This is a genomic window from Nocardioides montaniterrae, assembly GCF_054782655.1.
The window spans coordinates 61941-75419 of the sequence record NZ_BAAGSB010000009.1 but is presented as its reverse complement, the minus strand read 5'-3'; the positions used below and the strand labels follow the sequence as shown (position 1 = coordinate 75419).

At 70.6% G+C, this 13479-nt stretch carries 13 protein-coding genes and 1 pseudogene; 10 read left to right on the top strand and 4 right to left on the bottom strand.

Annotation, left to right across the window (positions count from 1 at the left end; translation table 11 throughout):
* The first annotated feature begins 30 nt into the window (after positions 1-30).
* A complete protein-coding gene (locus ACYVJ3_RS13135) occupies positions 31-1050 on the top strand; it encodes a hypothetical protein (RefSeq protein WP_460853469.1) in 1020 nt (339 codons plus the stop codon).
* A 101-nt stretch (positions 1051-1151) separates the two neighbouring features.
* Here ACYVJ3_RS13135 and ACYVJ3_RS13130 read toward each other — a convergent pair whose 3' ends face one another.
* Entirely contained in the window at positions 1152-2750 is a 1599-nt protein-coding gene (locus tag ACYVJ3_RS13130; protein ID WP_460853467.1) for a phospholipase D-like domain-containing protein, read from the bottom strand.
* 404 nt (positions 2751-3154) lie between these two features.
* Here ACYVJ3_RS13130 and ACYVJ3_RS13125 point away from each other — a divergent pair, with 404 nt between their 5' ends.
* From ACYVJ3_RS13125 to ACYVJ3_RS13115, 3 genes are all read left to right on the top strand, one after another.
* Entirely contained in the window at positions 3155-4648 is a 1494-nt protein-coding gene (locus tag ACYVJ3_RS13125; RefSeq protein WP_460853466.1) for a methyltransferase domain-containing protein, read from the top strand.
* Positions 4645-4914, top strand: a complete 270-nt coding sequence (locus tag ACYVJ3_RS13120) for a DUF6752 domain-containing protein (protein WP_460853465.1) — start codon at positions 4645-4647, stop codon at positions 4912-4914. Before ACYVJ3_RS13125 ends, ACYVJ3_RS13120 begins: the two co-directional genes overlap by 4 nt.
* Before the next feature lie 67 nt (positions 4915-4981).
* On the top strand, positions 4982-6013 hold the full coding sequence (locus ACYVJ3_RS13115; RefSeq protein WP_460853464.1) for a MaoC family dehydratase: 1032 nt from the start codon (positions 4982-4984) through the stop codon (positions 6011-6013).
* Here the strand turns inward: ACYVJ3_RS13115 and ACYVJ3_RS13110 are convergent.
* Positions 6000-6485: a DUF6174 domain-containing protein gene (locus ACYVJ3_RS13110; protein ID WP_460853463.1), complete on the bottom strand. Its 486-nt coding sequence runs from the start codon at positions 6483-6485 to the stop codon at positions 6000-6002. The genes ACYVJ3_RS13115 and ACYVJ3_RS13110 overlap by 14 nt on opposite strands.
* A 25-nt stretch (positions 6486-6510) precedes the next feature.
* Between ACYVJ3_RS13110 and ACYVJ3_RS13105 the strand changes: the two genes are divergently transcribed.
* From ACYVJ3_RS13105 to ACYVJ3_RS13090, 4 genes and pseudogenes are all read left to right on the top strand, one after another.
* Positions 6511-7098, top strand: coding sequence for a histidine phosphatase family protein (locus ACYVJ3_RS13105; RefSeq protein ID WP_460853462.1), 588 nt, complete (start codon positions 6511-6513; stop codon positions 7096-7098).
* Between the two features lie 64 nt (positions 7099-7162).
* On the top strand, positions 7163-7828 hold the full coding sequence (locus ACYVJ3_RS13100) for a DUF6758 family protein (RefSeq protein ID WP_460853461.1): 666 nt from the start codon (positions 7163-7165) through the stop codon (positions 7826-7828).
* Positions 7829-7879: 51 nt separating this feature from the next.
* Positions 7880-8488, top strand: coding sequence for a MarC family protein (locus ACYVJ3_RS13095; RefSeq protein WP_460853460.1), 609 nt, complete (start codon positions 7880-7882; stop codon positions 8486-8488).
* A pseudogene (locus ACYVJ3_RS13090) lies at positions 8422-9135 on the top strand (HNH endonuclease signature motif containing protein); the annotation flags it as partial. The gene ACYVJ3_RS13095 and the pseudogene ACYVJ3_RS13090, both read left to right, overlap by 67 nt.
* A 387-nt stretch (positions 9136-9522) precedes the next feature.
* Here the strand turns inward: ACYVJ3_RS13090 and ACYVJ3_RS13085 are convergent.
* A complete protein-coding gene (locus tag ACYVJ3_RS13085; RefSeq protein WP_460853459.1) occupies positions 9523-10284 on the bottom strand; it encodes an SDR family NAD(P)-dependent oxidoreductase in 762 nt (253 codons plus the stop codon).
* Between the two features lie 61 nt (positions 10285-10345).
* On the opposite strand from ACYVJ3_RS13085, the gene ACYVJ3_RS13080 reads away from it, so the two are divergent.
* Entirely contained in the window at positions 10346-11134 is a 789-nt protein-coding gene (locus ACYVJ3_RS13080; protein ID WP_460853458.1) for a ParA family protein, read from the top strand.
* Positions 11131-11877, top strand: a complete 747-nt coding sequence (locus tag ACYVJ3_RS13075) for a L,D-transpeptidase (RefSeq protein WP_460853457.1) — start codon at positions 11131-11133, stop codon at positions 11875-11877. Before ACYVJ3_RS13080 ends, ACYVJ3_RS13075 begins: the two co-directional genes overlap by 4 nt.
* A 79-nt stretch (positions 11878-11956) precedes the next feature.
* Here the strand turns inward: ACYVJ3_RS13075 and ACYVJ3_RS13070 are convergent, their stop codons facing one another.
* Entirely contained in the window at positions 11957-13426 is a 1470-nt protein-coding gene (locus tag ACYVJ3_RS13070; protein WP_460853520.1) for a DEAD/DEAH box helicase, read from the bottom strand.
* Between the last annotated feature and the right edge of the window lie 53 nt (positions 13427-13479).

Sequence of the window (13479 nt, the reverse complement as noted above, 5' to 3'; positions counted from 1 at the left end):
CCGCCCCGATCACCCTGAGAGGGTGCCGACGTGACTCAACGCGTTCTGCTCCACATCGGTCTGCCCAAGACCGGTACGACGTACCTCCAGCGGATCCTGTGGGACAACCGCCGTGCTCTGGAGCGGCGCGGGATCTGGCTGCCGGGACGTACCCGCCGCGACCACCTGTGGGCCGCGCTGGAGTGCACGGGTGCAGACATGTCGCGGCGGCCCGCCGCCGCCGTCGGTGCCCTCTCGAGGATGTGCGAGGAGATCGCTCGGGACTCGCGCCCGACGGCGCTGATCAGCCACGAGTTCTTCTGCGGCGCGTCCCACGAGCAGGCCCGGTCGTTGATCGAGCGCCTGGCGCCCGCCGAGGTCGAGCTGATCGTGACGGCGCGCGAGGCGTCCGGGATGCTCGCGGCAGGGTGGCAGGAGCTGGTCAAGAACGGCTCGACGCTCACGCTCGAGCAGGCCGCGACCCGGGAGAAGGGCTCCGAGTTCAGCTGGCAGACCTGGGACCTCGGTGGCGTGCTGGAGCGCTGGGCGGGCCTGGTGCCGGCGAGCAACGTCCACATCCTTCCCGTGCCGCGTGCCGGGTCGCAGCCGCAGCAGCACTGGCTCAACTTCGCCGAGGTGATCGGGGCCGGTGACGGCCTCACGATCTCCGAGCAGACGGCCAACGCCTCGTTGGGGGCCGCCCAGGTCGAGCTGCTGCGCCGGGTGACGCCCAAGCTCGACGAGTTCAAGCGGCGGGCGGTCGACCGTGGCGAGTGGATCCGCGGCTTCCTGGCCGAGAAGCACCTCGCCGGGCAGCAGGGCGACCGCTTCGGGCTGCCCGACGACCTTGCCGACCAGTGCGACGCGCGCAGCCTGCGGGCCGTCGAGCTGATCGAGTCCGCCGGCTACCGCGTCGTGGGCGACCTGGACGTCCTGCGGCCCGCGGACCCCCGCGTGCGCCGCCGCGTTCCCAGCGAGGTGACCGATGCCGAGATGCTCGAGGTGGCGTCGACGCTGATCGCCGACCTGATGCACGACGTCCGTGAGCTGACCAACAAGCTCGACGGCTGACCGGCGTACGCCGAGCCCCGCCAAGCCTTGAGAAAGCGCCAGGCCCCGCCGACCAGCTGGTCGGCGGGGCCTGGCGCTTCAGGCGGGTTCCGGTAGCCCGGTCAGTCCATGTCCTGGCCGGCGGTGGAGAGGCCCGGCAGCTCGTCGTCGAGCATCATCCGCTGGACCGGCGTCAGGCTCTGCAGCTGGCTGCGGGTCATCATGCGAGCCGGGTCCTCCGGGGCACGACCGCCGCCCTGCGGCTCGTCGTAGTGAGCCCAGATCGGCGAGGAGCGGGTCTGGGAGATGAACTTCCAGTGCGCGACGTAGGCGTTGTAGACGCGCCGCGAGGCGATCCGGAGGACGACCTCGTCGGAGTGCAGGCCGAGACCGGTGAAGTTGTTCGACCCGGTCCAGGTGACCCAGGCCGAGCTGTCGCCGGCGACGTTGCCCGAGACGTTGAAGTTCTTCATGTGCGAGTAGAGCGAGGCCATCGCGATGCCGTCGGCGTCGTAGCGCGGCGGGTCGTGCGGGAAGATCGTGCGGCGCACGACCATCCGCGACCCGGTGCCGGACTTCAGGTAGTTGAAGATGCCGTGGCCCATGAAGCTGTAGAGGATCCGGACGTAGCAACCGTGGTTGTAGAGGTTCTTGACCTCCTGCGCCAGCCACGCGCCCCGCTCGGAGTGCCAGGCGTGGATGTTGATGTAGATGACCGAGTGGCCGTTGATGCCGGCGCCGCCGGTCGCGCCGCTGCAGGAGATGCTCCGCAGCCACTTCATGACCTGGTCGGTGTCGGCCTTGGCGCCCGGCTGGGGCCAGAACGCGGCCTGGTAGGGACCGGTGTTGAACAGGCGGAAGGGGTGGAAGACCTTCTTGTCCGGAGCCATCTCCTCGAAGACGCTTCTGAAGTCGCTGTAGAGCGCGGTCGAGTGGGTGGTGAACAGGTCGTTCCACTGGACGCCGGTGGCGTTGCTCGTCATGTTCGAGGAGCCGGCCATCACGACGTTCTTCGTGGTGCCGACCTGCGAGAACAGGTAGAACTTCGCGTGCTCGACACCTCGGCCGGTACGGCAGCCGGAGCGGCAGCGGTAGGTCCAGCTGCGCGCGCTGCGGTTGTTGCCGAGGGCGTGCAGCAGGCTGCCCCAGGACTTCGAGGTGTGCGCGTTGAGGTGGTCGTTCATCAGCAGCTGGACGCTGACGCAGCGACGGTCGGCGCGGATCAGGGCGTCGGCGAAGTTCCGGTCGGCGAGGGAGTAGAGGCTGACCTTGATCTCGTTCGGCCACAGGGCCCGCACCTTGGGGCACTGCGCGCGCGAGTCGACGCGGTAGCCGGGAACGCTGTCGATCGCCTTGACGACGTGGCGCACGACCGCGCGGCGCGCCGTGCGGCCACCGGTCGGGTTGTTGAAGTTGGGGCCGATGCCGGTGCTCATGTGCGCGGGCGCCCAGCGAGGGGCCCAGACGTGGACCCAGATCGACGCGACGACGGAACGTCCGTTCTGGGTCAGGCGGTAGCGCACGCGGACGGCACCGAGCTTGCGGTGGGAGCCCACCTTGATGGTGATCTGCTTGGCGGACGTGACGGACGCGGTGATGTTCCGCGGGAGCGGCGTCACCAGGTTCATCTTCACGCGGGCGGCCGGACACGGCCGGATGCCCGAGCAGGTGTCGTTCGCCAGCACGTTGACCGTGTGGGTCGCGCCGGGCTTGCTGCCCATGCTGTCGGGCCTCGCGGCGAAGTCACCGTAGGCATCAGCGTGCGGAACCGCCGACCAGGTCGCCACAAGGACGATGAACACCATCAACGTTCTCAGCAGGAAACGCATGCCTCTCCCGTGTCCCTCCAGCCGCGACAGGGGCAGTCACGGCACATTCTGGCCTCGCACTCTGGCGGCGACACCGGTTGTACACATTAAACGAGTCCGCCATAACTGGTGTGTTCTCGAGAGGATCGCGCGCGTCGATGTGACGGCTGCCTCATCGGTACCGTGTTCGGCTTTTGGTGCATGCGCTCCGGGTGGGCTCTACTCTGGGCGCTCAGCACGCACGAGGAGACGGATTGACGCGCGAAACCGATGTGAGCGCCTCGGGGATGGTTCTGGCCGGGGCCACGTCCGTCACGGTGGACGTGTTGCTGGACGGTCAGCGGGTCTGGTCGTTCAACCCCGCCCGCGAGGGCACGCCCGCCGGACGCGGGATCAAGGTGCCGTGGCCCAAGGCGCTGGTCCCGTACCTCACCGGTACGGCGGAGGTGTGCCTGGTCGAGCACAGCACCGGCGAGGTGCTGCACCGCCAGGAGGTCGCCTTCACCGACAGCGCTGCGCGGACGGCCGTGGTCGACCAGGCAGGGAACGCCCTCGCCGTCGACAAGGGCGGCCGGATGCAGCGCGACTTCAGCAACACCGCCGACTCCGCCCGTGAGGAGGTCGTGGACGCGCTCCACCGGGTGCTGCACGACCTCGTCGAGGAGTGCGGTCTCGACGCGTACCTGATGTACGGCTGCCTGTTGGGAGCGGTGCGCGACGGGCACCTGATCGGGCACGACTCCGACGCCGACCTGGCCTACCTCTCGCGCCACGAGCACCCCTTCGACGTCATCCGCGAGTGTTCCGCCGCGATCAAGCGGATGCGAGCCCTGGGCTGGCGCGTGGTCCGGCTGTCCGGGGCGAACTTCAAGGTCTGGGTCGAGACCGGCGGCGACCGACGTGTCGGCATCGACGTGTTCGGCTCGTTCTTCGTCGGCGACCGGTTCCACGTGACCGGCTCCCTGACCGGCCCCCTGGACCGAGCCGCGCTGCTGCCGTTCGGCACCGTGACGCTCGAGGGTCGCGAGATCGTCGCTCCCGCACGCCCGGAGGACGTGCTGGCCTTCACCTACGGTCCTGGCTGGCGTACGCCGGACCCCGCCTTCCACTTCGACCACGACCCGCGCGACGTGCAGCGGATGAGCTCCTGGTTCCGGGCACAACGTCGCCGGGCACGCCTCTGGGAGGACTTCTACAAGAGCCCGCGCTCACGCGAGGTGCCCGAGGGCCCGTCCACCTTCGCTGAGTGGGTCCAGGAGCGGCTGGCCCCGCGCGGTGCGACGCACCTGCTCGACGTGGGCGCCGGCACCGGGCGCGACGCCCGCTTCTTCGCCGAGCAGGGCCACCGCGTCGAGGCGTTCGACTTCACCACGCGGGCGCTGGAGCAGACGCGTGCACGTCTCGCCCGCGGCGCGAAGCGGTTCGCCGTGCGCCGGCTGAACCTCGAGGACCTGCACGGCATGCTGCTGGCGGGGGCGACGTACGCCCACCGCGAGGAGGTCTGCGACATCTACGCCCGCGGCCTGCTCGACGCCCTCGACCCGAACGCGCGCTCCAACTTCTGGCGGTTCGCCTCGATGGCGCAGCGCCGGGGCGGCGAGACGTACGTCGAGTTCCGTACGCCGGCATCGCGCTACGACCGGTTCGCCTTCGGGAAGCATCGCCGTACGTTCGTGCCTCCGGCGCGGGCCGTCCGGGAGATCGAGTCGTACGGCGGCACCGTCGTGCAGAGCGTCGTCTCCCGTGGGCTCGCGCGACTGGGCGATGAGAACCCTGAGATCTGTCGATTGGTAGTGAGGTGGGACCGATGAACGCGAACTTCGAGGACCGGGGGAGCAGCATCCGGGAGCGGGCCGCTGCGCTGCGAGCGCGACGCAGGGGATTCGGCGGTGAGGCGGCGCTGGAGCGGCGGATCGCCGTCCTGGAGGCCGCCGTCGAGGAGAACCGCGAGCTGAACCAGCGCCTGGTCGACCTCATCGACGTCGTCACCGAGGTGCTCGTGCCGACGGTCGATCGTGACGACGAGCGCCTGCGCGCCGCGCTCGCCAACCTCGGCAAGAAGCTCGACCAGAGCTGACCCGCGCCGTCTCATCAACGACGGCCGGTTTCGGCGAGGACGCCGCCGGTCGGCAGAATGCAGGACCGTGAGCAAGACGAACCCGGGCAACTTCTTCGAGGACTTCACCGTCGGCCAGGTGATCGAGCACGCGACGCCGCGCACCGTCACCGAGGGTGACCGCGCGCTGTACGGCTCGCTGTACCCGACGCGCTTCGCGGTTCCGAGCTCCGCGGCCTTCGCCGCCTCGGTGGGCCTCGAGCAGCACCCCGTCGAGGAGCTGATCGCCTTCCACATCGCCTTCGGCAAGACCGTCCCGGACATCTCGCTCAACGCGGTGGCCAACCTCGGCTATGCCGAGTGCCGCTTCCACCAGCCGGTCGTGCCGGGCGACACGCTCTCCACGAGGTCCGAGGTCATCGGCCTCAAGCAGAACTCCAACGGCAAGAGCGGCGTCGTCTACGTCCGCTCCACCGCCACCAACCAGCGCGGTGAGGTCGCCCTCGACTGGTGCCGCTGGGTGATGGTGCACAAGCGCGACACCACGCTCGACGCGCCGGAGACCGTCCTGCCCGAGCTCGCCCCGGCGGTCGCCGCGACGGAGCTCGTCATCCCGGACGGTCTCGACTTCTCGGCGTACGACTTCACCGCGGCGGGCGAGCCGCACCGCTACGACGACTACGTGGTCGGCGAGAAGATCGACCACGTCGACGGCGTCACGTTCAGCGACTCCGAGCACAAGATGGCCACCCGCCTGTGGCAGAACACCGCCAAGGTGCACTTCAACACCGAGGCGCGTCCGGACGGCAACTGCCTGATCTACGGCGGCCACGTGATCTCGATGGCTCGCGCGCTGTCCTTCAACGGCCTGGCCAACGCCCAGCTGATCGCGGCGATCAACGCCGGATCGCACGTCTCCCCGGCCTTCGCCGGTGACACGGTCTACGCCTGGTCCGAGGTCCTGGACAAGGCGGAGATCTCCGACTCCGTCGGCGCGCTGCGGTTGAGGCTCGTCGCGACCAAGGGCCGCGACGAGTCGATGACCCTGAAGGGCGAGGACGGGAAGTACGCCGCCGGCGTGCTGCTCGACCTCGACGTCTGGGCGCTCATCCCGCGCTGACGTACCTCTTGATCACGTAGGTGATCTGGGCGTCGGCGGTGTGGGTGACCGGACTGACGGTGACCCGCTGCGGCACCGTTGCGCCCTGGGGCCAGATCACCTTGGCGTGGTTGTTGGCCTCGTTGGCCTTGGCGATGATCTCGTTGATCGTGAGGTGGGTGTACGACGCCGGCGCGGGCTTGCCCTTCGACGGACCGCTCGCGATCCGCGCCGAGACGACCTTCCCGGCCCTGACCGTGACGTCCACCGGCCCCACCAACGAGCAGTAGCAGAACACCTGCAGCCGATAGCTGTAGTCGGTCGCGGCGAGCGTCGGGTAGGTACCCGACGTGCTGCTGCTCGTGGCGGTGGCGCTCGAGGTCGGGTCGGACGCCGGGTCCTTCGCTGCGTCCTCGGACTTGCCGCACCCGGCGAGCGGGGCGAGCAGCGCGAGGGTGATGGCCGCGATGGAGAGACGCCTCTGGTGACCCATGGGGAGATCCTGACACGCTGGACCCATGGATGGCGGGAACGATCATGGCGACGGGGAGCGCGAGCTGTGGCTGGTGCGGCACGGCGCGACCGAGTGGAGCTCGAACGGGCGGCACACCTCGTCGACCGACCTGCCGCTGCTCCCCGAGGGCGAGGCGATGGCCGCCGAACTCGCGCCGCGGCTCGCCGCCGTCGCGTTCGCGCAGGTGCTGACCAGCCCGTTGGCCCGTGCCCGCAGGACGGCCTTCCTGGCCGGGTTTCCCGACGCGGAGATCGACGAGGACCTCGTCGAGTGGAGGTACGGCGCCTACGAGGGGCTCACCACGCCCCAGATCCGCGAGGCCGCACCGGGCTGGACGGTGTGGACCCATCCGTGCCCGGGCGGTGACACCGCCGCGTCGATGACCCTGCGTCTGGACCGGGTGGTCGCACGTGCTCGTGCCGTCGAGGGTCGCACCCTCGTCTTCGCGCACGGCCACAGCCTGCGCGCCCTCGCCGCCAGGTGGCTCGACCTGCCCGTCTCCGAGGGCCGGCTGCTCAAGCTCGACACCGCGACCGTCTCGGTGCTCGGGTTCGAGCGCGACACCGCCGTCGTGCTCCGCTGGAACGCGTGAGCGGGGGCCGGATCTCCCGAGCACCTCTCTTGACGGCTCGGGGCTCGAGCAGCACGGTTGGCCCATGACGGCGGGCGGTTCGGAGGCACGGGCGGGGTGCCCGCGCTGCCCGGTGCCGATCGCGGAGATCGAGGCCGACCAGTGGGCCTGCCCCGAGCACGGTGAGGTCGTCCCGTTGTGGCGGCCGCCGGCGGCGACGTACGACGGCTTCGCGGGGCACCTCGAGCGCGCGGGCTCGTTCCCGACGTACCTCCCCTGGCCCTTGGGACCCGGCTGGACCGTGACGGACTTCGCGGTCGTCGCGGGTTCCGGCGGCGCGCGGGCGACGTTGACCTGCGTGTCCGGCACGAGCGTGCTGGACGGGCCGGTCGACGTGCTGGTGGTCAGCGAGGAGCCGGGGACCGGGCTGGGCGCACGGGCCGCAGGCCTGGTCCGGCAGCCGTGGGAGTCCGTCGACCCCGGCGGGGAGGTCGGCGTCGGCACCTCCCTGGTCAAGGTCCGGCTCGGGGCGCGTCCGGTCGGCCTGTGGTCGGTCTCGACCAGCGCCGCCGACGGTGAGCTGGACCGATCGGTGCTGGCGGGCGAGGCGGAGGGTCGGTGGCTGTGGTTGGTGCTGCGACCGGCCTCGGCGATCCTGCTGCTGCGCGACGACTGGATCCTCCGCGACATCTCGGCGAGCGGCCCCCAGCTGGTCACGCTGCCGTTCGGAGGACCTCCGCCGCCGTGGTGATCATGCCGGATGAATGCAGGTTGCGAGCGTGCTGAGCCGTAGGATCTGCGCGTGATCGACGTGGTGCTGATGACCGAGGTCTTCGTGACGCTCTTCGTGATCATGGACCCCGTCGGCACCGTCCCGATCTTCCTCTCGCTGACCGCGGGCCGCTCGGCCGAGACGGTCCGCAAGGCCGCCTGGCAGGCGGTGACCGTCTCCTTCCTGGTGATCAGCGTGTTCGCGCTGTTCGGCCAGCAGATCCTCGACTACCTCGGTATCTCGCTCCCTGCGCTCCAGGGTGCCGGTGGCCTGCTGCTGCTCCTGGTCGCGCTCGAGCTGCTGACCGGCAAGGAGCAGGCGCCCGAGCAGTCCGGTGACGTCAACGTCGCCCTGGTCCCGCTCGGCACCCCGCTGCTGGCCGGCCCCGGCGCCATCGTCGCCACCATGCTGTTCGTCCACGAGGTCCACGGCTTCGCCGACGGTACGGCGGTGCTGGCCGGCGTCGTCGGCGTGCACCTGACGATCTGGCTCGCGATGCGCTTCTCGCTGCCGATCGCCCGTGTCCTGCGGGACGGGGGAGTCCTGCTGATCACCCGCATCGCCGGCCTGCTGCTCTCGGCCATCGCTGTCCAGCTGGTGGCCGACTCCGTGCGGGCGTTCGTCGAGGGACAGGGCTAGCCCGATCGCCGGGTGCTAGCTGCTTCACCCGCATCATCGGTCAGGTTCCCGATGCGGTCGCCGCACGCCTCGAGACGTACCTCGACTCGTTCTCCTCGCCCAGGGTCTCGACCGGCGAACGCTTCCCCCGGAGCAACCGACTCGGCCGGGCGTTCTGCGCTCTGCTCGAGCACCTTGACCCGAAGAAGTTGCCCGATCACGGCGGCGACGCCACCACCGTCATGGTGACGATCAGCCTCGACGACCTGCGACGCGACCTCGCCACCGCCGGCGTCATCGGCTCCCTCGACGGCGACCTCCGCATCACCGCCGACGAGGCCCGGCGACTCGCCTGCACCGCCAAGATCATCCCCGTCGTCCTCGGCGGCAAGAGCGAGATCCTCGACCTCGGCCGGGCCCAGCGGTTGTTCAACTCGGCCCAGCGCAAGGCGGTGCGCCTGCGCGACAAGCAGTGCCGCGCGGAGGGCTGCTCGATCCCCGCGACCTGGTGCGAGGCACATCATTCAGAGCCCTGGTCCCGCGGCGGGAAGACCGACCTCGCCGACGGCGTCCTGCTCTGCAGCCATCATCACCACGTCGCCCACGACCCGCGGATGGCTCATGAAGTCATGCCGACCGGAGCCTGGAAGTTCCACCGACGGCCCTAAGTGGAGTCCGCCACGCACCACATGCGTGCCCGATTCCACCTAACGACTGTCTGACGACTGATTCGAAAACTCCGCGGCGCCAACCGCAGGGAGCACCCCCGCGGCGTAGGCGCCGAACCGTCAACAGGGACCACCTACCGCGACCACGCCGACCGACCTCCCGCGACAGAGGTCGCCACTGCGGCGCGCGACCACCCAGGCACCGACCAGCCACGACAGGGGATGCCTCTCGACGCCCAGACCGACCCGGGCTCCGCGCAAGCCGCCGACACCGACCCCGGGACGGTCTGACTACCTTCGTGGCGCCGAGAGCGATCAGCCGCTCCGCCTCGGCGGGCCGGCGTCCGTTGCGATGTCGAGGTGGCCCGGAACGCGCAACCCGCAACGCTACTTCCGGCCGAGGCCCTGCAACCGCTGGAGGGCGGAGCGCGGCACCACCCGCGACCCAGCGACGATCGCCTTGTAACGCTTGGACGGGATCGACATCGCCTTGCCCTTGGCGAAGTCGGAGAGCGCCGAGGCGACCAGGAAGTCGGCGTCGAGCCACAGCTGCTGGGGCGCTGAGGAGTCCCGGTCGACGCCGAGGCGCTCGTGGAACTCCGTGCGCACGAAACCGGGGCACAGCGCCATCACGGTGACGCCGGCCGGTGCGTACTCCGCGTGCGCCCAGGCCGAGAAGCTGTTCACCCATGCCTTCGCGGCCGAGTAGGTGCCGCGGGGGAGGAAGGCTGCGACGGACGAGACGTTGATGACGCCGCCGCTGCCGCGGGCGACCATGCCGCCGAGGGCCGCGTGGGTGAGCCGCAGCACCGCGCGGACCAGCACGTCCTGCTGGGCCTGCTCGACGTCGATCGGGTTGTCGAGGAAACGCTCCTTGAGACCGAAGCCGGCGTTGTTCACCAGCAGGTCGATCGGCCTCGCCACATCGGCCAGGCGGGCCTCGACCCGGCCCAGTGCGCCGAGGTCGGTGAGGTCGGCGGCGAGGGTCTCCACCGCGACGCCGTACGACGACCGCAGGTCGGCCGCGACCGCCTCCAGGCGGGCCTCGTCGCGGGCCACGAGGACGAGGTCGTCGCCACGCTTCGCGAGCTGGACGGCGAACTCGTGGCCGATGCCGGCGGTCGCGCCGGTGATGAGGCTGGTCGACATGCTCGAAGTCAAGCACGCGGATGCGCGCCGATGTGGGGTGAGTCCGGCATGATGTGTCCTGATGTCCAGTCCCTGCACCGTCCTCGCCGTCGCCAACCAGAAGGGTGGCGTGGCGAAGACGACGAGCGTCGCCTCGATCGGTGCCGCGCTGGCCGAGGCCGGCCAGTCGGTGCTGCTGGTCGACCTGGACCCGCAGGCCTGCCTGACGTTCTCCCTCGGCATCGACCCCGAGGACCTCGAGCTCTCGGTCCACCAGGTGCTGACCAAGGGCACGAACCCGCTCGACGTCATCCTCACGACCGACGACGGCGTCGACCTGCTGCCCGCCACGATCGAGCTCGCCCGTGCCGAGGCCGACCTGCTGATGCGCACCGGTCGCGAGCAGGTCCTGCGCGGTGTCATCGAGGACCTCGCCGCCTCCGGCACCCACTACGACTGGGTCCTGCTCGACTGCCCGCCCTCGCTCGGCGTGCTCACCGTCGCCGCGCTGACCGCGGCCACCGGCGTGCTCGTCCCGCTGCAGTGCGAGACCCTCAGCCACCGAGGCGTCGGCCAGCTGCTCGACACGGTCCACGACGTACGCCGCTTCACCAACCGCGACCTCGAGGTCTGGGGCGTGCTGCCGACGCTGTACGACGGCCGCACCAACCATGCCCGCGCGGTGCTGGACACCATCAGCGAGACCTACAACCTCGACGTGATCGAGCCGCCGATCCCCAAGACCATCAAGTTCGCCGAGGCACCGGCCGCGGGCCGGTCGATCCTCGCGACGAGCCGCACCAGCAAGGGCGCGATCGCCTATCGCGAGGTCGCTGCCAACCTGATCAAGCGGGCCAAGAAGAAGCGATGACGACGGGCAAGCGTGCGCTCCGTCCGGAGGCAGGCAACCGCGTCGAGGCCCCTCGATCGTCGGCTGGTCGCCACCGGGCGGTCAAGCCGCGCTACGGCCGGATCATCCTGGCCACGGTCGCTGCGGTCGTGACCGTGATCGCCGTCGTCGGCGGTTTCGGGCTGCACGCGCAGGGCCACCCCGGCTCCGCCGCAGCCGCCGCCAACCATGCGCTCAACCCCGTGACGTCGAAGCCGACCGCGAGCACCACGACCACCGCGCCCGCAGCGCCGTCGACGAGCGCTCCCGCGACCAGGCAGGCGCCCCGGACGACCGCCTCGAAGGCGTCGAAGCCCGGTCCGCTGCCGCCCAACTCGGGCTCCGGCCGCCGGATCGTCTTCAGCCAGGGCGAGCAGACCGTCTGGCTGGTCAACCACAACGGCGCCGTACGCCGCAGCTACTTCGTCTCCGGCAGCGTCACCGACAACCTGCAGCCGGGCACCTTCCAGGTCTACTCGCGCTCGCGGTGGGCGGTCGGCGTCGACGACTCCGGCACCATGCAGTACTTCGTCCGCTTCACGCACGGCCCGACGGGTGCTGCGATCGGCTTCCACACCATCCCGCAGAAGGGTGGCCAGCCGCTCCAGACCAAGGCGCAGCTCGGCACCCCGCAGTCGCACGGCTGCATCCGCCAGGACACCGTCGACGCGATCGACCTGTGGAAGTTCGCGCCCATCGGCACCACGGTCGTCGTCGTCGCCTGACCGGCGTACGCCAACGCCAGCGGCCCCGCCCGACCGTGAGGTCGAACGGGGCCGCTGAGTGCGTCGTACGCCGGGAGCGTCAGCTCTCGCTGGGTGCGGAGGTGGCGCTGGCGCCACCCGAGCCGCCCGAGCGACGGCGACGCCGGCGGCGGTTGCCGGAGGTCGAGCCGCCCTCGGAGGAGCCCTCCGACGGGGTGGAGGAGGCCGTGGCCGCCGGGGCGTCGCCCTGGGTCGACTGGCCGCTGCGGGTCCGGGTCCGGTTGCGGTCGCGGTTGCGCGAGGGCGCGGTGCGCTCGCCGCCGGAGCGCTCGCCGCCGGAGCGGGAGCCGCCGCGGTCCTCACGAGGCTTGCGCTCGACCGGGGCCGCAGCCTTGATCCGGCCCTTGGTGCCCTCGGGGATGCCCTGGTCGTGGAACAGGTGCGGGGAGGTGGAGTAGGTCTCGAGCGGCTCGTCGAACGGCAGGTCGAGGGTCTTGTTGATCATCTTCCAGCGGTGCACGTCGGTCGCGTCGACCAGCGTGATGGCGATGCCGGAGGCACCCGCGCGGCCGGTGCGGCCGATCCGGTGGACGTAGGTCTTGTCGTCCTCGGGGCAGGTGTAGTTGATGACGTGCGAGACGCCGGCGACGTCGATGCCGCGGGCGGCGACGTCGGTGGCGACCAGGACGCGGACCTTGCCCTCGCGGAACCGGGTCAGCGCCTTCTCGCGCGCCACCTGGGCCATGTCGCCGTGCAGCGGGCTGGCGTCGAAGCCGCGCTCGGTGAGGTCGTCGGCGACCCGCTGCGACTGGCGCTTGGTGCGGGTGAAGATGACCATCTTGTCGACGTCCTCGGCCTGCAGGATGCGGCCGATGATCTCGGGCTTGTCGAGGTCGTGGGCGAGGTAGATGAACTGGGCGGTGGCGGGCACCGTCGCGTTCTCGTACGACGACTCCGCGCGGATGTTCATCGGGTGGCGCATGTGCATGCGCGCCAGCGCGACGATGGCGGCCGGCATGGTGGCCGAGAACAGCATCGTCTGGCGGGTCTCGGGGGTGAGCCGAAGCAGCTTCTCGACGTCGGGCAGGAAGCCCAGGTCGAGCATCTCGTCGGCCTCGTCGAGGACCAGCGCGTGCACGTGGGAGAGGTCGAGGACCTTGCGGTTGGCCAGGTCGATCAGGCGGCCCGGCGTACCGACGACGATGTCGACACCGGTCTCGAGGGCCTCGATCTGCGGCTCGTAGCCGACGCCGCCGTAGATGGCCAGGGTGCGCAGGCCGCGGTCGGCCGAGGCGAGGGTGATGTCGCTGAAGACCTGGAGCGCGAGCTCGCGGGTCGGGGCGACGATGAGCGCCTGCGGCTTGCCCTGCGGGATCTCGCTGTAGTCGGGGTCGGTCGGCGCGACGGAGCGCTGGATGACCGGGATGCCGAAGGCCAGGGTCTTGCCGGTGCCCGTGCGGGCCTGGCCGATCAGGTCGGTGCCGAGGAGGGCGACCGAGAGGGTCATCTCCTGGATGGCGAAGGGGTGGACGATGCCCTTGCGCTCGAGCGCGTCGCAGATCTGCGGCATCACGCCGAGGTCGCGGAAGGTGGGGCTCGTGGTCTGCTCGGTGGCAGTGTCGG